15 protein-coding genes and 1 pseudogene are annotated in these 15773 nt (G+C 72.6%); 7 read left to right on the top strand and 9 right to left on the bottom strand.

Translation table 11 applies throughout. The features are described from left to right. The first annotated feature begins 19 nt into the window (after positions 1 to 19). The gene (gene typA / locus ABT369_RS16405) at positions 20 to 1885 is read left to right on the top strand and encodes a translational GTPase TypA (RefSeq protein WP_350612702.1); all 1866 of its coding nucleotides are present in this window, start codon (positions 20 to 22) and stop codon (positions 1883 to 1885) included. 130 nt (positions 1886 to 2015) lie between these two features. Here typA and ABT369_RS16400 read toward each other — a convergent pair whose 3' ends face one another. Both ABT369_RS16400 and ABT369_RS16395 read right to left on the bottom strand, forming a co-directional pair. Then, on the bottom strand, positions 2016 to 3008 hold the full coding sequence (locus ABT369_RS16400; RefSeq protein WP_350612700.1) for a terpene synthase family protein: 993 nt from the start codon (positions 3006 to 3008) through the stop codon (positions 2016 to 2018). 82 nt (positions 3009 to 3090) lie between these two features. After that, complete coding sequence (locus tag ABT369_RS16395; protein WP_350612699.1) at positions 3091 to 4107, bottom strand: TerC family protein; 1017 nt, start codon at positions 4105 to 4107, stop codon at positions 3091 to 3093. 362 nt (positions 4108 to 4469) lie between these two features. On the opposite strand from ABT369_RS16395, the gene ABT369_RS16390 reads away from it, so the two are divergent. Together ABT369_RS16390 and ABT369_RS16385 are read left to right on the top strand one after the other, a co-directional pair. Further along, positions 4470 to 4772: a DUF8820 family protein gene (locus ABT369_RS16390; protein WP_350612697.1), complete on the top strand. Its 303-nt coding sequence runs from the start codon at positions 4470 to 4472 to the stop codon at positions 4770 to 4772. A gap of 49 nt (positions 4773 to 4821) precedes the next feature. After that, entirely contained in the window at positions 4822 to 6219 is a 1398-nt protein-coding gene (locus ABT369_RS16385) for a DUF6745 domain-containing protein (protein ID WP_350612696.1), read from the top strand. Between the two features lie 166 nt (positions 6220 to 6385). On the opposite strand, the gene ABT369_RS16380 is transcribed toward ABT369_RS16385, so the two are convergent. From ABT369_RS16380 to ABT369_RS16365, 4 genes and pseudogenes are all read right to left on the bottom strand, one after another. Further along, entirely contained in the window at positions 6386 to 8311 is a 1926-nt protein-coding gene (locus ABT369_RS16380; protein ID WP_350612695.1) for a CocE/NonD family hydrolase, read from the bottom strand. A 125-nt stretch (positions 8312 to 8436) separates the two neighbouring features. After that, on the bottom strand, positions 8437 to 8637 hold the full coding sequence (locus ABT369_RS16375; RefSeq protein ID WP_350612694.1) for a hypothetical protein: 201 nt from the start codon (positions 8635 to 8637) through the stop codon (positions 8437 to 8439). Positions 8638 to 8816: 179 nt separating this feature from the next. Beyond that, positions 8817 to 9695 (bottom strand): annotated as a pseudogene (locus ABT369_RS16370) (DNA glycosylase AlkZ-like family protein); the annotation flags it as partial. A gap of 15 nt (positions 9696 to 9710) precedes the next feature. Further along, positions 9711 to 9914, bottom strand: coding sequence for a hypothetical protein (locus tag ABT369_RS16365; RefSeq protein WP_350612693.1), 204 nt, complete (start codon positions 9912 to 9914; stop codon positions 9711 to 9713). 43 nt (positions 9915 to 9957) lie between these two features. Between ABT369_RS16365 and ABT369_RS16360 the strand changes: the two genes are divergently transcribed. After that, positions 9958 to 10140 (top strand): hypothetical protein, encoded by a 183-nt coding sequence (locus ABT369_RS16360; RefSeq protein WP_350612692.1) that lies wholly within the window; start codon positions 9958 to 9960, stop codon positions 10138 to 10140. A 67-nt stretch (positions 10141 to 10207) separates the two neighbouring features. On the opposite strand, the gene ABT369_RS16355 is transcribed toward ABT369_RS16360, so the two are convergent. Beyond that, positions 10208 to 10411, bottom strand: coding sequence for a hypothetical protein (locus ABT369_RS16355; RefSeq protein WP_350612691.1), 204 nt, complete (start codon positions 10409 to 10411; stop codon positions 10208 to 10210). Between the two features lie 86 nt (positions 10412 to 10497). Here ABT369_RS16355 and ABT369_RS16350 point away from each other — a divergent pair, with 86 nt between their 5' ends. Continuing rightward, positions 10498 to 11358, top strand: a complete 861-nt coding sequence (locus tag ABT369_RS16350; RefSeq protein ID WP_350612690.1) for an MHYT domain-containing protein — start codon at positions 10498 to 10500, stop codon at positions 11356 to 11358. Between the two features lie 10 nt (positions 11359 to 11368). Here the strand turns inward: ABT369_RS16350 and ABT369_RS16345 are convergent, their stop codons facing one another. Then, complete coding sequence (locus tag ABT369_RS16345; protein WP_502891770.1) at positions 11369 to 12409, bottom strand: LolA family protein; 1041 nt, start codon at positions 12407 to 12409, stop codon at positions 11369 to 11371. 176 nt (positions 12410 to 12585) lie between these two features. On the opposite strand from ABT369_RS16345, the gene ABT369_RS16340 reads away from it, so the two are divergent. After that, positions 12586 to 13242: a response regulator transcription factor gene (locus ABT369_RS16340; RefSeq protein WP_350612687.1), complete on the top strand. Its 657-nt coding sequence runs from the start codon at positions 12586 to 12588 to the stop codon at positions 13240 to 13242. Next, positions 13239 to 14588 carry an ATP-binding protein gene (locus tag ABT369_RS16335; protein WP_350612686.1) on the top strand — a complete coding sequence of 450 codons (1350 nt, stop codon included), beginning with the start codon at positions 13239 to 13241 and terminating at the stop codon, positions 14586 to 14588. The genes ABT369_RS16340 and ABT369_RS16335 overlap by 4 nt, the downstream gene beginning before the upstream one ends. 628 nt (positions 14589 to 15216) lie before the next feature. Here the strand turns inward: ABT369_RS16335 and ABT369_RS16330 are convergent. Then, positions 15217 to 15771, bottom strand: a complete 555-nt coding sequence (locus ABT369_RS16330; RefSeq protein ID WP_350612684.1) for a cysteine hydrolase family protein — start codon at positions 15769 to 15771, stop codon at positions 15217 to 15219. Positions 15772 to 15773: the final 2 nt, after the last annotated feature.

The following is a 15773-nucleotide window of genomic DNA, read 5'->3' as shown; positions in this document are numbered from 1 at the left end:
GCCTGGAACAATGGAAGACATGCAGACCCGTTCAGACCTCCGCAACGTGGCAATCGTCGCCCACGTCGACCACGGCAAGACCACCCTCGTCGACGCGATGTTGCGGCAGTCCGGCGCGTTCCACGCCCGCGCCGAGCTCACCGACCGGGTCATGGACTCGATGGACCTCGAGCGCGAGAAGGGCATCACCATTCTCGCCAAGAACACCGCGGTGCGCTATGTCCCCCAGGACGGTGGCGACCCGGTCACGATCAACATCATCGACACGCCGGGCCACGCCGACTTCGGCGGCGAGGTCGAGCGCGGCCTGACCATGGTCGACGGCGTGGTGCTGCTGGTCGACGCGAGCGAGGGCCCGCTGCCGCAGACCCGGTTCGTGCTGCGCAAGGCGCTCAAGGCCCGCATGCCGATCATCCTGGTGATCAACAAGGTCGACCGCCCCGACGCGCGGATCAAGGAGGTCGTCGACGAGACCTACGAGCTCTTCCTCGACCTCGACGCCGACGAGGAGCAGATCGACTTCCCGATCGTCTACGCCTGCGCCCGCGACGGCATCGCCTCGCTGACCCAGCCCAAGGACGGCACGGTCCCCGACGACAGCGACAACCTGCAGCCGCTGTTCCGCACGCTGCTCGGCACCATTCCGGCGCCCGCCTACGAGGAGGACGCCCCGCTGCAGGCCCACGTCACCAACCTCGACGCGTCGCCGTTCCTCGGCCGCCTGGCCCTGTGCCGGGTCCGCCAGGGCCGCATCCGCAAGGGCCAGACGGTGGCCTGGTGCCGCGAGGACGGCACGCAGACCAGCGTGCGCATCTCCGAGCTGCTCATGACCGAGGCGCTGGAGCGCAAGCCGGCCGAGGAGGCCGGGCCGGGCGACATCATCGCCGTGGCCGGCATCGGCGAGATCATGATCGGCGACACGCTCGCCGACGCCGAGAACCCCGTGCCGCTGCCGCGCATCACCGTCGACGAGCCGGCCATCTCGATGACCATCGGCACCAACACCTCGCCGCTGGCCGGCAAGGTCAAGGGGGCCAAGGTCACCGCCCGCCTGGTGCGCGACCGCCTCGAGCGCGAGCTCGTCGGCAACGTGTCGCTGCGGGTGCTGCCGACCGAGCGCCCGGACGCGTGGGAGGTCCAGGGCCGCGGCGAGCTGGCGCTGGCGATCCTCGTGGAGCAGATGCGGCGCGAGGGCTACGAGCTCACCGTGGGCAAGCCGCAGGTGGTGACCCGGGAGATCGACGGCAAGGTCCACGAGCCGACCGAGCGGCTCACGATCGACGCGCCGGAGGAGTACCTCGGCGCGATCACCCAGCTGCTGGCGACCCGCAAGGGCCGCATGGAGCAGATGGTCAACCACGGCACCGGCTGGATCCGCATGGAGTGGCTGGTCCCGGCCCGCGGCCTGATCGGCTTCCGGACCGAGTTCCTCACCGACACCCGCGGCACGGGCATCCTGCACCACGTGTTCGAGTCCTACGAGCCGTGGTACGGCGAGCTGCGCACCCGCGCCACCGGCTCGCTGGTCGCCGACCGCTCGGGCGTGGCGACGCCGTTCGCGATGATGAACCTGCAGGAGCGCGGCTCGATGTTCGTGGAGCCGACCACCGAGGTGTACGAGGGCATGATCGTCGGCGAGAACTCCCGCGCCGACGACATGGACGTCAACATCACCAAGGAGAAGAAGCTCACGAACATGCGCTCGTCGGCCGCGGACGAGACCGAGAAGCTGATCCCGCCGCGCAAGCTGTCGCTGGAGCAGGCCCTCGAGTTCTGCCGCGAGGACGAGTGCGTGGAGATCACGCCGCAGGCGATCCGCATCCGCAAGGTCATGCTCGACCAGAAGGACCGCGAGCGCGTGGCGCGCAAGCGGGCGCACTCCTAAAGGCAAAAGCTCCTAAAGGCAAAGCTCCTAAGGGCAAAAGCGGGAAGCGGTCATTGCTCGGGTCCGTGTCACCTGCGGACCGTTGCTCATTGCCAGGAATCCCGGCCTCCGTCGTGGCAAGAGCGGCGTCCTACTCGGTAGGGCGCCGCTGCGCCGGGACCTCCTCGGGCGTGTATCGGCCCGACTCCAGCGACCAGTCCACGTTGCCGCGAATCCAGTGGACCAGGTCGCCGATGCCGATGACGCAGCTCGGGTCGCCCGACCAGCGCGCCTCGAGCCGGTCCCGGGCGACCTGGAACTCCAGCACCCGGGCGTCGTGCTCGGCCACCGCCGCGAGCACGGCCTCGTCCAGCCCCAGCCGCTGCTCGCGCTGGAACGAGAACACGATGTTGTGGTGGTCGCCGACCGCCGCCTCCTTCGGCCACGAGATCAGGTCGTTGAAGATCCCGATCACCGTGCCGGCCGTGCGCCGGGCGGTGGCGAAGTCCTGGTCCTCGAGCAGCCCCGCCGGCAGCTCCACGCCGTGCATCGGCTCGATGAGGTCGAAGAACATGTCGGTCGCGGCGCTGTGGTGGCGCATGCGGCGGTACTCGTCCAGCAGCGGCGGCCGGTCCGCGATCCGGTTGCCGGCCTCCCAGAGCGTGCCGGCCAGGTAGTCCGCCACGTGCCCGACGAACCGCTCCCGCCAGGCCGGGCTGACCCGCGGCTCGGTGCGCCGCCACACCTCGCCCAGCGCCGAGGCGAGGGGCCGGCCCAGCGCCGTGTCCAGGACCGGCGCCGGCTGCTGGTCGCGCAGCAGCCGCACGACCTCGGTCACCGCCGCGCGGGCGGGCTCCGGGTCGCGTACGAGCGCCCGCTCCAGCAGGTCGTCGAGCACGAAGATGCTGATCAGCCACGCGGTGGCCAGGCGCAGCTCGGGCTCGGCGGCGTCCGGGTGGGCGCGGCACATGAGGTTGGCGAACCGGGCCCGCGCGAAGGCCGCGCGGGCACCGGGCCGCTCGAGCAGCCCGTGCCGTGTCGCCCAGTGCAGCGACCACCGCTGGACGGCATCGGCGTGCGGGGAGATTCTCGGCGTAAACGGGCATAACACTGAGGGGGCCGACAGATGGCCCCGGTACGTCATTTCGTGCAATTTGCATCACCTGCCCGCCGTGGTACCTCATCCTCGCGCTGATTGACCCGCAACGCGAGGGCCGACGGGCTATTCATGAGCTTTTGTGAGCTTTGTCCGGTTGTGCGGCCGCTGCACGCTCGTCACGCCGCGACTTGACCAGCGACGCGACGGTCGTGATGGCCAGGGTGCCGATGATCACCGCGAGTGACGTCTGGATGCCGATGTGCGGGGCCCAGGAGACGTGCTTGCCGCCGTTGATGAATGGCAGGTTGTTGTCCGCGAGCGCCTCCAGGAACAGCTTCACCCCGATGAAGCCGAGCACGACGCTGAGGCCGATCGAGAGGTACACGAGCCGGTCGAGCAGGCCGCCGATCAGGAAGTACAGCTGCCGGAGCCCCATCAGGGCGAACACGTTGGCGGTGAAGACCAGGTACGGCTCGGCGGTGAGCCCGAAGATCGCGGGGATCGAGTCGAGCGCGAAGATGAGGTCCGTCGTGCCGATCGCGATGAGCACCACGATCATCGGCGTCATGTGCAGGCGGCCGCGCTCGTCACGCGCCGTGAGCCGCGACTCCTGGTACTTCGGGGTCATCGGCAACACGCGCCGTGACCAGCGGATCAGCGCGTTCTCCTTGAAGTCCTCCGCCTCGGTCTCGCCCTGCGTCGCGAGCTTGACCGCCGTGTAGATCAGGAACGCGGCGAAAATGTAGAAGACCCACGAGAACCGGCTGATCGCGGCCGACCCGACCGCGATGAACCCGCCGCGCATGACCAGCGCGAGCACGATCCCGATCAGCAGCACCTTCTGCTGGTACTGCCGCGGCACCTTGAACCGCGACAGGATGATCACGAAGACGAACAGGTTGTCGACGGAGAGGCTGTACTCGGTCAGCCAGCCCGCGTAGAACTCGCCGGCGTAGTTCCCGCCCCACTTGGCCAGCACGAACAGGCCGAAGAGGAGGGCGAGCCCGACGTACACCGTGACCCAGATCGTCGATTCTTTGATCGACGGCTCGTGGGGCCGTCGGGCGACGATCGCGAGATCGAACAGCAGAATCGCGCCCAGCCCGACGAGTGTCGCGGTCCAGACCCAGCCGGCAACGTCCACGTGAAATTCCTCCGGTAGACACACCACAGGCCACGCCGACCCGGAGGGCCGCGTGGGCTGTGTAGTTGACACCGGAGGTCTCTTCCGCCACCCGCCCAAGCCGGATGACCGACGGCGCCGGGTGTGACTCCCACGTCACCGTGGGACACCGTGCTGACGACGACCGCCGCGGGGGAATACTCCCCTCCTGTTGCTCGTCAACCATTGTCCACCAGGCCGCCACGTCCGGACGCGCAGGGGGCGAAAAAATGTCGTACCCCCCGTCTATCGTGCGGTGCGTCGGAGGGCGTTTCAACGTTCACTCATGTCCGCGCCGTCCGCGCAGGTTGAGGGGGAGTGCGATCGTGTATCGGCAAGGTGACGTGCTGTTGGTGCCAGTCCCGGCCGCGGAGGTGCCCGCGACCGCCGTTGCGGCACCCCGCGACCGCGCGGGCCGCATGGTCCTGGCACGCGGCGAGGCCACGGGCCACGCCCACGTGATCGTCGGCCCCGACACCCTGCTCCTGGCCGACCGCGACGACATCGACCGCCTCTTTGTGAAGATCGTCACCAAGGCGCGGGTCGTCCACGAGGAGCACGGCACCATCACCATCCCCGCGGGCTCCTACCGCATCGTGCGCCAGCGCGAATACGTCCCCGGCGCCTACCGCTACGTGGCCGACTGATGACCACGCCGCTGCCGCCCTCGTCCCGCGACTGTTGGATGGCCGACTGATGACCACCGCGCTCACCACCGCCGAGTCCCGGGCCGCCGCCCTCGGAGCCGTCTCCGCCAAGTGGCTGGCCGCGGGCCTGTCGACCCAGCCGGCCGACCGCCAGGCCGCCGAGGAGGCCATCCGCCTGGCCTACCGCTCCGCCGGGCTCCCGGCGCCCCGCCACATCGTCTGGTTCGCCTCGCCGCTGGCCGGCGCCCGGGCCGCGGCCCTGCTGACCGGCCGCCGGGGCCTGCCCGGCACCCCGGCCGACCCCGCGGACAACGCCATCGAGGCCGAGCTGCGCGCCCAGGGCTGCCCGCCCGTCCACGGCTCGGCCGGCGCCTCGGTGCGCGCCGCCGTCCGCACCAACCCCTGGGCCGCGGCCCGGGCCGAGGCCCACGACCTGCTGGGCCCCGACGGGTGGGCGGGCCTGTGGTCGGCCTGCGGCGCCGACGTCTGGCGCCTGATCAACGACCGCATCGCGACCCCGCTGCGCACCCACCTGCGCGGCGAGCTCCCGGTCCACGCCCGGGCGGTCCTGCTGGACGCGGTCGGCGGCCAGCACGACGCGGGCTGGCTGGCCGCTTTCGACGCCTCGGCCGCCCCCGCTACGCCTGCGCCGGCTTCCGCCGCCGCCACGACTTCACCGGCTTCCGCCACCCCCGCCACGACTTCACCGGCTTCCGCCGCCCCGGCCGTGGGGGAGCCCTCGTTCAGCGCCGGCCCGGTCGGCGCGGCCGCCTGGGCCGCGACCCGCGCCGCAACCCCCGCAGAGCCCGCGGAGCCCGAGCAGCCCGTGTTCAGCGCCGGCCCGGTCGGCGCCGTCTGGGCCACGACGGGCACCGGCACCGCCGAGGCCGCCCTCCACACCGTCCAGCGCCTGGCCGGCCTCGCCGGGGTGGCCCGCTCGGCCGGCTGGTGGTGGCCCTACGCGAACGTCGCCATCCTGACCGACCGCCCCGACGCCGTGCACCGCGACAACATCGGCCGCATCCACGCCGCCGACGCCCCCGCCCTGCACTACACCGACGGCTACGCCCTGCACGCCTGGCGCGGCATGCCCATCCCGTCCGACCTGGTCGACCGCCTGGGCCGGCTGACCTACCGCCAGATCGCCGGCGAGCGCAACGCCGAGCTGCGCCGCGTGATGCTGGAGCACTTCGGCTACGAGCGCTACCTGCGCGAGGCCGGCGCCCATCGCGTGTCGCAGGACGAGACCGGCATCCTGTGGCGCCTGAACTTCAGCGACGACGAGCCCCTGGTCATGGTCGAGGTCGTCAACAGCACCCCGGAGCCGGACGGCACGAGCCGCGTCTACTGGCTGCGCGTGCCCCCGACGACGCGAACCGCCCGCGAGGGCGTCGCCTGGACCTTCGGCCTGACCGAGGCCGAATACAGCCCCCTGATCCAAACCTGACGCCCCCGCTCTTCCTCGGGGTTCGCCGCTCTTGCCGAGGCGATGCGCCGCCCGCCCTGGCCTTCGGCACCGGCCGCACTCACCGGTGCCGAGGCCACTTCAGGGGCCAGCGGGCGAGCCGAGGGCGCTCTTGCGGTTCCGGCTCCCGGCTCCCGAGCTCCTGGGGTCAGTGGGCGAGGGGGAGCGTGACGAACGACGGGGCGAGCACCTCCTGGCGCACCTTCCGCAGCTCGAGCTCGTGCCCGAGCGGCGCCCCCGTGCCCGGGTTGCGGCTGAACCGCGGATGGGCCCCGCCGCTCACCTGGATGCGGATGCGGCGGCCGGCGGCGAACCGGTGCGCCGTCGGCCACAGCTCCACGTGGACCGGCGCGCTCAGGTCCCGGTCGGCGGCCGCCCGAGCCAGCCCGTCACAGATGTTCCAGGAGCGACCCTGCTCGTCGACCTCGCAAAGCCGGACGAACACGTCGAAGTAGGGCGCCGGCACGTCACCGTCGCGCTCCGCCGTCGTCGCGCGCACCATGATGTCGGCCGAGACCGGCCCGACCACATCGAGCGGCCCGGCCAGCGGCGCGGACGTGAACGTGAGCACGTCGGGCCGCGCCTCGAGCGGCCGGTTGTCCCGCCGCCCGGCGATCTTGCCGACGAGCCGGGGCCCGCCCAGCGCCGGCGTGGGGTCCTTCGGGTCGTACACGAACGAGTCGAGCACGTCACCCGAGGCCTCGCGCACGGCCCTGCCCCCGGGCGCGGCCGTCGGCGTCGGCCAGTCGAGCTCGTCCTCGTTCCCGGATTCGGTCTCGCCCTCAGTCGTGGCCGTGGCCGTGGCCGCGAGTGAGGCGGTCGGCGTTGGCCAGCCCAGGTCGTCCGCGATTTCGGTGCCGTTCCGGCGCCCGTCGCCGCTCTCGATCGAGGGCGCGGCGGGCTCGGCGGGCTCGGCGGGCGCGGCGGCGACCGGGGTCGGCCAGCCGAGCTCGTCCGGGTCGAGCCGGCCGGGGCCGTCGGCCGTGGGCTCGCCGGGGCCCTCGGGCGTGAGGGTGGCGGACTCCGCGAGATACCAGCGCTGCGGCGTGCTCGACGGCGGCGGCCAGTCCGCGAGCTCGAGCCAGCCGTCGGCCCCGCCCACGTGCACGCGCACCGGGCGGTCGCGGATCTGCTCCGGGCCGCCCGTGTGCGTGCGGAACCAGGCGACGGCCTCGGCGGCGGACTGCTGGAAGAGGCCCGCGCTGCCGTGGTGCCAGGGGCCGATGGTGAGGTGCGGCTGCTGCCCGGCCGCGCGCAGCGCCGTGTAGTCGGCGAGCTGCCAGGGCAGGAAGATGTCGTACCAGCCGCCGATCATGAGCACCGGCGCGGTGACCCGCGGGAGCCGGTGCGTGTGCCCGCGCTGCGTCCAGTACGGCGCGGCCGGGTCGGCCTCGGCCAGCCAGCGCTGGAAGAACTCGATCTCGGCCCCGACGGTCACCCGGTCGGCCTCGGCCATCGGCACCCGTGCGAGCCCGCGCTGCAGGCGGGGCTGGCCGCGCAGGAGCTCGACCGCGTTCTCCAGCCGCGGCCCCCGCTGGGCCTCCAGCAGCGCCGACCACGTCAGCACCGTGTCCAGCGAGAACGCCCCGCCGGCATAGGTCGGCGGCCCGAAGTCCGAGGCGGTCACGATGGTCGCCATCGCCTTGAGCTCGTCGCCGGCCTCGGCCGCGAGGGCCCACTGCACGAACCCGACGTAGCTCGGCCCGTAGGTGAGCAGCCGCCCGTCGTACCACGGCTGCAGCCGCAGCCAGTCGAGCGTGTCGAGGCCGTCCTCGCGCTCCTGCAGCAGCGGCTCGAACGTACCGCTCGAGTCCGCCGTCCCCCGGCACGACTGGATGAGCACGTTGAACCCGCGCTGCGCCACGGCCCGGCAGAGAATGCTGACCGGCGCCCCACGGCCGTAGGGCGTGCGCACGAGCACGGTCGGCACCTCGGCGTCGATCGCGGGCGCGTAGTGATCGGCGCGCAGGTTGGCCCCGTCACGCATCCGGATCGGAAGGGCCCGCGTCACCCGGACGCGCCCGGTCACGGCGGGCGGCAACTTGAGCAGACGACCAACCGGATCCAGCCTCATGCGTCCCGAGCGTAGCGTCCGCCCCACGCGCGACCTCCGCGCTCCACCCGCCCCGCCAGTTGGCCGCTCCACCGCCGCCGGCACGCGCCGCGGCTCCGGCGGCCCGCGGGCTGCCCAGCCCTCGTCTACGCCGACATCGCCGACGGCGGCACGGGCATCCCGCCCGAGGTCCCCGCACCCGGTGTTTCGTTCGCGGGCCGCACACCGTGCAATGCGCCCGCCTCGGCGCCGGCTCGCGCGCCCGCCTCGGCGCCGGCTCGCGCGCCCGCCTCGGCGCCGGCTCGCGCGTCCGCCGGGATGCCGGCCAGGTTCGTCGCCTCATCCATGCCCCAGGCCGTTCCGCTCGATCCCGTGCCCCTTCAGCGCCATCGCCCGGACGCCACCGACGGCAGCGTCGAAACGACATGTCGGGCGCTCCGCACCACGACATGTCGGATTTATCGCCTGTCAGGGTATAAATGCGAAAAGTCGTGGCGCGGAGCGCCCGACTTTTCGAGCCGTAGGGCTACAGGCTCACGTCGGCGCCGTCGAGGCCCCGAACGGCGGCCAGCGCCTCGGCCTCGTGCCGCAGCGCCTTGCGAGCCGCGGCCGAGAGCGGTACCCAGGGCGTGACCGTCACGTCGAGCCGCTTGCGGGCCGCCCGGGCACGCCAGGTTCCGGCGAGGTCGGCGTCGAGGAGCAGTACGCCCGGATTGCCGAGGATGCGCCAGACCTCCTTGGACCGGGCCTTGTCCGGCACCAGCAAGGCCCGGTCGCGCGCCTGCAGGAGCGGGTCCGACGGGGGCAGGAGCCGGACGCCGTCCACCGGCGGCGCGCCGAGCAGCGCGTCGAGGTGCTCCGGCGGCAGCCACGCCTTGCGGCCGTCGACGGAGACCGCGGCGAGGTCCGCCGGCCAGACCGGCTTGAGCGCGGCGACGCTCGTCCCGAGGTACTTGGCCACGTCCCCGGTGGTCGCCGGGCCGAGAACGCGCAGGTAGGCGCGCACGAAGCCGGCCGTGTCCGACGCCGCCACGGGCAGGGGCGGGCGCGGGTCGAGCGGGGCGAGGATCGTCTTGGCGGCGTCCTCCTCGAGGCGGACCCCGCCGCCGAGGCCCGCCTGCTGGAACAGGCCGCCCGAGATGTGCCGGGCGCCGCAGGGCCCGCAGTCGAACGTGAGCTCCTTCGGCACCAGGTCGGTGACCGCGCGGCTCACGTCGCCCTTGGCGGTCGGCGCCCGTACGACCTCCCGGAACGCGGCCGCCGTCGCGCGGAACGCCTCGATGCCCAGCTCGAACGCGGCCTTCGGCAGGTGACCGGTCGCGAACCGGGCCGCCGCGTCGGCGTCGGAGAGCGGCCAGAGCGCCGCGGCGAGGGCGGGCAGGTCGGCCGGGCGGTGCAGGTGCGGGGCGCCGCGGGTGGTCTACGCGAGGGTCAGGCCGCCGGCGAGCGGATCGGTGCAGCGCGCGGCGAGCGCCTGCCGGGCCGTGCCCGCGGGCACGTTGGGCACGCCGAGATCGAGCACACCGAGCCCGGCCGGACCGCCGCCGAGGCGTTCATGCAGGCCGTTCATGATGGTTCGGTACCGCATGACCCGCGCCCGGTCGACCGCCGGCGAGCTGCTCATGTCCTCCATTGTCACCGGCCGCCGCGCGGTGCACGATTGCCGTATGCCGGATGAGCGCTTCACGGATGCCGAGATGGGCTTCCTGCGGCACGCGCGCTTCGGGGAGCTGCCCGTGCCCGTGCGGCCCGAGGACCGGGTCGAACTCGAGGAGACCGACCCGCCGCGCGCGTGGCCCGACCTCGGCCCGAGCCGGGAGCAGCAGGACGTCCAGCGGGCCGGGGCGTAGCACTCAAAGCCAGTAGCGCTCAGAGCCGGCAGGGCTCAGAGCCGGCAGGGCTCAGAGCCGGTAGCGCTCAGAGCCGGTGGTGCGATCCGTCGGAGTCGGGCATTTCCGGGTTGTCGGGCATGTCCGGCGGGGTCGTCGCGGCCGACGGCGGCGTGGCGTCGGGCGACACCCACTCCGACTCGCGCTCCTCGGCCAGGGTCTCGTCGGTCTCGCCCTGCGTGGCCCGCCCGGCGGCGCCGGAGCCCACGAGCGAGTGGTCGGATTCGGTCATACATATCGGCTACCCGTGCCACGAACGGGCAAACCGCGCACATCCTGTCCGCCCGGCCGTACGGCCCGGCTGGCTCAATCGACCGGGTGACCTCGGTTGAGCAACTCGCCTACGGCTGGATCACGCCGGCGCTCGCCCTCGCGATGTCGATGCTGGGCTGCCTGCTCGGCACGTTCCTGACCAGCCGCTCCCGGGCCTCCACCGGCGGCAGCCGGGCCCGCTGGCTCACCCTGTCGGCGCTGGCGATCGGCGGTACGGGCAGCTGGGTGCCCCACTTCATGGCGATGCTCGGCGTCGATGTGCCGGGTACTGACGTGCGGTACGACATCCCGATCACGGTCCTCGGGTTCGGCATCGCCGTGGTCGTCTACTGCCTCGGGCTCTACATCGCCGGCTGGGGCCGCCCGAGCGCCTGGAAGGTCCTGCCGGCCGGGGTGCTGACGGGCATCGGGCTGACCGCCGCGTACGCGACCGGGCCGATGTCCATGCGCATCGCCGGGATCGTCGCGTACGACGCGCCGACGCTGCTCATCGCCGCCTTCGCCGCCATCGTCGGGGCGACCGTGACGCTCTGGTGCGCGAGCGTTGTGCGGGGTACGACGGCCATGCTCTGCGCCTCGGTGATCATGGCGCTGGCCGTGTGCAGCACCCACTACATGGTCATGGCCGCGCTGCGGGTGCAGCCCGCGCCGGGCGGCGCCGAGGTCGCGGGCGTCACGCTGTTCACCCTGCTGGCGCCCGTGTGCGTTGCGGCCGCCCTGGTGCTGGCCGGTCTCGCGTACAGCACCGTCGGCTTCACCGTCCGCCAGGACACCGCGCGCGAGGAGGCGCTGCTGCGCCGGGCCCGCGACATGTACTCGGTCGCGACCCTCCAGCGCGCGGCCGAGCACCGGCGCCAGGAACGCGAAGGGGACCGCGGCCGGGCCGCGGTCCCCTCGCATCGCTGAGCGCTGACGGCTACTTCAGCGCGGCGGCCGGGTCGGCGGCCACCTGGACCAGCCGCTCCGGCGTGACCGAGCCGATGAGCACCCGGCCGTCGTCGGTGAACAGCACGCTCACCAGCTTGCTGTTGAACGTGCGGCCACCGTTGCCGGTGGGCAGCTGGGCGATGGCGTCCTGTGCCTTCTTCTGCTCGTCGGCGGACGCGCCCTTGGTCCCGTCGGAGGACCGCAGCACCAGCACGGATGCCCAGCCGGTACCGATGACCGCGGTCTTCGGCTTGTCACCGGTGTTCTCGTGCTGCTGCTTCTGCTGCTCGGCCTGCGCCGCCTTCTCGTCCGGGTTCGCCTCGGTGACCTTGGTCCCCGCGGGCGGGTTGAACGTGAATTCGGCGTCGTCCGGCCGGGCGAAGTTCACCGAGGTGAACGCCACCTCGAACGCCGGGTTGGCCGTGCCCCGGGGCAGGACCTGCACCCGCAGCGGCAGCTTCTTCTCGGCGTCGATCGCCAGGCGAACCTCCCCGACCAGCGACGAGGTGTCGCGGGGCCGGAGCACGAGCTCGTAGGCGTTGCGGCCGGCGATCTTCGCCGACGTGCCCGTGGAGACCTGCGTGGTCGGGTCGATCGCCTTGAGTGCCAGGTCGGCGGCCTCCTGCGGCGACTTCGGCAGGTCCGTCGGCGACGGCTGCGCGCCCCCCTCGCCCTTCCCCGGCTGCCCGGCGAAGTGCTGCGCCTCCTTGGCCTGCGAGTCCCAGACCCAGGTGTCGTTGCCGTTGTGGACGATGTCGCTCTGCCCCTGCGTGCCGAGCAGTGAGACGCGGGCCTTGTCGGGGCCCGAGTACCACACGCGCAGGGTGTGCTTGCCGGAGACGAGCGACGTGAGCTTGGCGCTCTGGTCGCCCGTCAGGAGCGGGATCGCCGGCAGTCCGAGGTCGGCGCGCTCGACCACCGTGCCGGACAGTCCGTCCAGCGTGGCCGTTTGCAGATCGACGAGCAGCTGCGCAGCGGTGCGCGGCGGCAGGCTGGGCTCGGCGGCGACGGCGAGGGTCTTCGCGGCCACGCCCGCACCGACCACAGCGACCGCAGCTGCCGCGGGCACCGCCCACCGAAGGACGGGTCGTGACGTGAAAGTGGACATTGGTTGCACCTCCTGCCAACCATGGTGCGGTGACGCGGCTGTGACATCGCTGAGACCGTCTGTGCCGGGCCACAGGCGAGCATGCCACGCTGTACCGCGTGCGGCTGCTGGTGGTAGAGGACGAGATGCGCATGGCCAACGCGTTGCAGCGTGGCCTGCAGGCGGAGGGTTTCGCCGTCGACGTGGCCGGTGACGGCCCGAACGGGCTCGAGATGGCCCGTCACGGCGGGTACGACGCGGTGATCCTGGACATCATGTTGCCCGGTTTGTCCGGGTACCGTGTGGTGCAGGCCCTGCGCGCCGAGAAGAACTGGGTGCCGGTGCTCATGCTCTCGGCCAAGGACGGCGAGTACGACCAGGCCGACGGGCTCGACTGCGGCGCCGACGACTACCTCACGAAGCCGTTCTCGTACGTCGTGCTCGTGGCCCGGCTGCGCGCCCTGCTGCGCCGCGGCGCGCCCGAGCGGCCGAGCGTGCTCACCGTCGGGGAGCTGTCCCTCGATCCCGCCCGGCGCCGCGTGACCAGCGCGGGGGACGAGATCGTGCTCACGGCGCGGGAGTATGCGCTGCTGGAGTACCTCATGCGCCGGCCCGGCCAGGTGGTGTCGAAGACGGAGCTGCTCGACCACGTGTGGGACGCCAGCATCGACACCGCGCCCAACGCCGTCGAGGTCTACGTCGGGTACCTGCGGCGCAAGCTCGGCCGCGACCTCCTCGAGACCGTCCGCGGCGCCGGCTACCGGCTGCGCACATGAGGTGGTGGGCGTCACTCTCGCTGCGCGGCCGGCTCGTCCTGCTGGGCACCACGGGTCTCGTGGTCGGCCTGAGCATCGCGGGGGCGGCGATGGCGCTCGCGATGACGTACAGCTTCCGGGGTTCCCTCGACCGCTCCGCGGACTCCACGGCCGCCGAGATGTCCTCGCTGCTCAACGAGGGCGGGAAACTGCCCGAGACCCTGCCGGCCCCCGCCAACCAGGTCGTCCAGATCCTCGACCCGGACAAGACCAGCGTGCTGGCCGGCGATCGAAGTGCCGATTTACTGGTACCGATCCTGCGCGGACCGGAGATCGACCGCGCCCTGCACGGTGAACGCGTCGAGGTCCCCGGCGACCGCGCCGTCCAGCCCGACATGCTCCGCGTCACCGCCCACCGCGCCGCCGACGGCCGGATCATCCTCGTCGCCGTCCCGCTCGCGGACTACCACCGCAGCCTCGACCTCCTTCGCAACGCCCTCTGGGTCACCTACCCGGCGCTCATAGCCGTCCTGGTGGCCATAGCCTGGCGCGTGGTCGGCGCCGCCCTCTCCCCGGTCGACCGCCTCCGCTCGGGCGCCGAGCGCATCACGGGCGCCGCGACCGACGAGCGCCTGCCCGTACCGCCCTCCAGCGACGAGATCCAGCGCCTGGCCATCACCCTGAACCACATGCTGGACCGCCTGGCCGTCTCCCGCGCCCGCCAGCGCTCGTTCATCGCCGACGCCGCCCACGAGCTGCGCAGCCCCCTGGCCTCGATCCGCATCCAGATCGAGGTGGCCCAGAAACTCGGCGACTGGGCCGCCGTCTCCGACGACGTGATCGCCGACCTCGACCGCCTGTCCCGCCTCGTGGACGACCTGCTCCTGCTGGCGCGCGCCGACGCCTCGGACCACCGCCGGGCCGCGGTGGAGCCGGTCGAGTTGCGCACCGTCCTCACCACCCTCGCAAAGCGATACGACACTGTCACCGTCACGCCGGGCGAGTCCCTCTGGACCGAGGGCGACCCGGACGCGCTGCACCGCATCGTCCTGAACCTCGTGGACAACGCCGTACGCCACGCCCGCTCACGCGTCACCCTGGCAGCCGTCGCCGAGGGCGCGTCCGAGGTCCTGGTGACGGTCACCGACGACGGCGAGGGCATCCCCGCCGCACTCCGCGAGCGCGTCTTCGACCGCTTCGCCCGCCTGGACGACGGCCGCGCTCGGGACGCCGGCGGCAGTGGCCTGGGCCTGGCAATCGTCCGCGAGCTGACCCGCCGCCACGGCGGCACAGCACGCCTAGCGGACGCCCGCCCCGGCATCCGAGCCGAGATCCGCCTGCCCCGCCTGCCGGACAGCACCATGTAACCACCTCACCCCGTGCTCTTTTTTGCTGTCCTGCCGTGCGGCGGGCCACGGCACGGCTTGTGCTCCGGCCCACGGCACGGCGGCCCTGTTTCGGTTCCTCGGGGCGCTGCGGTGATTCGTCCGCGCCGCGCCTCGTCCCGGCTTAGGCGGGCTCAGGCTGGCTCAGCCCTGCCGGCTCAGCCCTGCGGGCTCAGCCCTGCCGGCTCAGCCCTGCGGGCTCAGCCCTGCCGGCTCAGCCCTGCGGGCTCAGCCCTGCGGGCTCAGCCCTGCGGGCTCAGCCCTGCGGGCTCAGCCCTGCGGGCTCAGCCCTGCGGGCTCAGCCCTGCGGGGCTCAGCGCTGCGGGCCTGGTGCTGCCGTGAGGACGACGGTCTGCCGGTGGTGCTGTGAGGCCCTAGTTCACCCACGGCGTGTGCTCGGCCTGGTCCTGGTGCTGTTCGGCGCTGTGGTGCCGGCAGCCGATGGCCCGTTGGAACCGCTCGGGCCAGAGCGCCGACGGCTGCAGCCGTCGCCTTCCACGGCCGTGCCGCACTTTTTGCTGCCCGGCGACGGCAGCGGGATCGCTCACACCCGTCTAGCGGGCTGCACTCGCGACTACAGCTCGCCCAGGTTCTGACGCCGCTCCTCCGGTCAGTCGAAGGTGACCTCCTTGGTCACCACGGTCCCGCCGCGCCGGCCCGGGGCGTGCTCGTCCGCCCAGTACAGGTTGGTGTGGGCGATGACCTGCTCCGGCGCCGGCGCACCCCACTCCGTCAGGTCCTCCGTCGTGTGCGCGTCTTCGACCAGCGTCGCGTCGTAGCCACGCACCAGCGCCCCGTGAAGCGTGGCGCGGATACACATGTCGGTCTGCGCCCCGGTGACCACCAGCCGTCCGACGCCCAGCTCGGCCAGCCGCTGCTCCAGGTCCGTGCTCTCGAACGAGTCCGAATACCGCTTGTGCACCAGCGGCTCCGACTCGCGCGGACCGAGCTCGGGCACGATCTTCCAGTCCTCGGTGTCGCGGAGGAGGTGCTCGTCGTCGGAGTGCTGCACCCACACGACGGGCACGCTCTCGGCCCGGGCCTTGTCGAGCAGGGTGTTGATGTTGGCGATGACGCCATTCCGGTTGTGTGCGCGGCTGACGCTGCCGTTCTGGACGTCGACGATGAGCAGTGCGGTGTGCGGCCGGCCGGTCAATGTCGTCATGC

It is taken from the genome of Dactylosporangium sp. NPDC000244, from assembly GCF_040300725.1.
Taxonomy (GTDB): Bacteria; Actinomycetota; Actinomycetes; order Mycobacteriales; family Micromonosporaceae; genus Dactylosporangium.
Note: the sequence above shows the minus strand (reverse complement) of the source record. Positions and strands in the feature narration are given on the sequence as shown.

Coding starts and splice junctions, on each gene's coding strand:
- ABT369_RS16375 (WP_350612694.1), bottom strand. CDS start 8,637: ATGGATGAGGCGACGAACCTGGCCGGCATCCCGGCGGACGCGCGAGCC.
- ABT369_RS16365 (WP_350612693.1), bottom strand. CDS start 9,914: ATGAGCAGCTCGCCGGCGGTCGACCGGGCGCGGGTCATGCGGTACCGA.
- ABT369_RS16360 (WP_350612692.1), top strand. CDS start 9,958: ATGCCGGATGAGCGCTTCACGGATGCCGAGATGGGCTTCCTGCGGCAC.
- ABT369_RS16400 (WP_350612700.1), bottom strand. CDS start 3,008: ATGACGTACCGGGGCCATCTGTCGGCCCCCTCAGTGTTATGCCCGTTT.
- ABT369_RS16355 (WP_350612691.1), bottom strand. CDS start 10,411: ATGACCGAATCCGACCACTCGCTCGTGGGCTCCGGCGCCGCCGGGCGG.
- ABT369_RS16385 (WP_350612696.1), top strand. CDS start 4,822: ATGACCACCGCGCTCACCACCGCCGAGTCCCGGGCCGCCGCCCTCGGA.
- ABT369_RS16335 (WP_350612686.1), top strand. CDS start 13,239: ATGAGGTGGTGGGCGTCACTCTCGCTGCGCGGCCGGCTCGTCCTGCTG.
- typA (WP_350612702.1), top strand. CDS start 20: ATGCAGACCCGTTCAGACCTCCGCAACGTGGCAATCGTCGCCCACGTC.
- ABT369_RS16330 (WP_350612684.1), bottom strand. CDS start 15,771: ATGACGACATTGACCGGCCGGCCGCACACCGCACTGCTCATCGTCGAC.
- ABT369_RS16380 (WP_350612695.1), bottom strand. CDS start 8,311: ATGAGGCTGGATCCGGTTGGTCGTCTGCTCAAGTTGCCGCCCGCCGTG.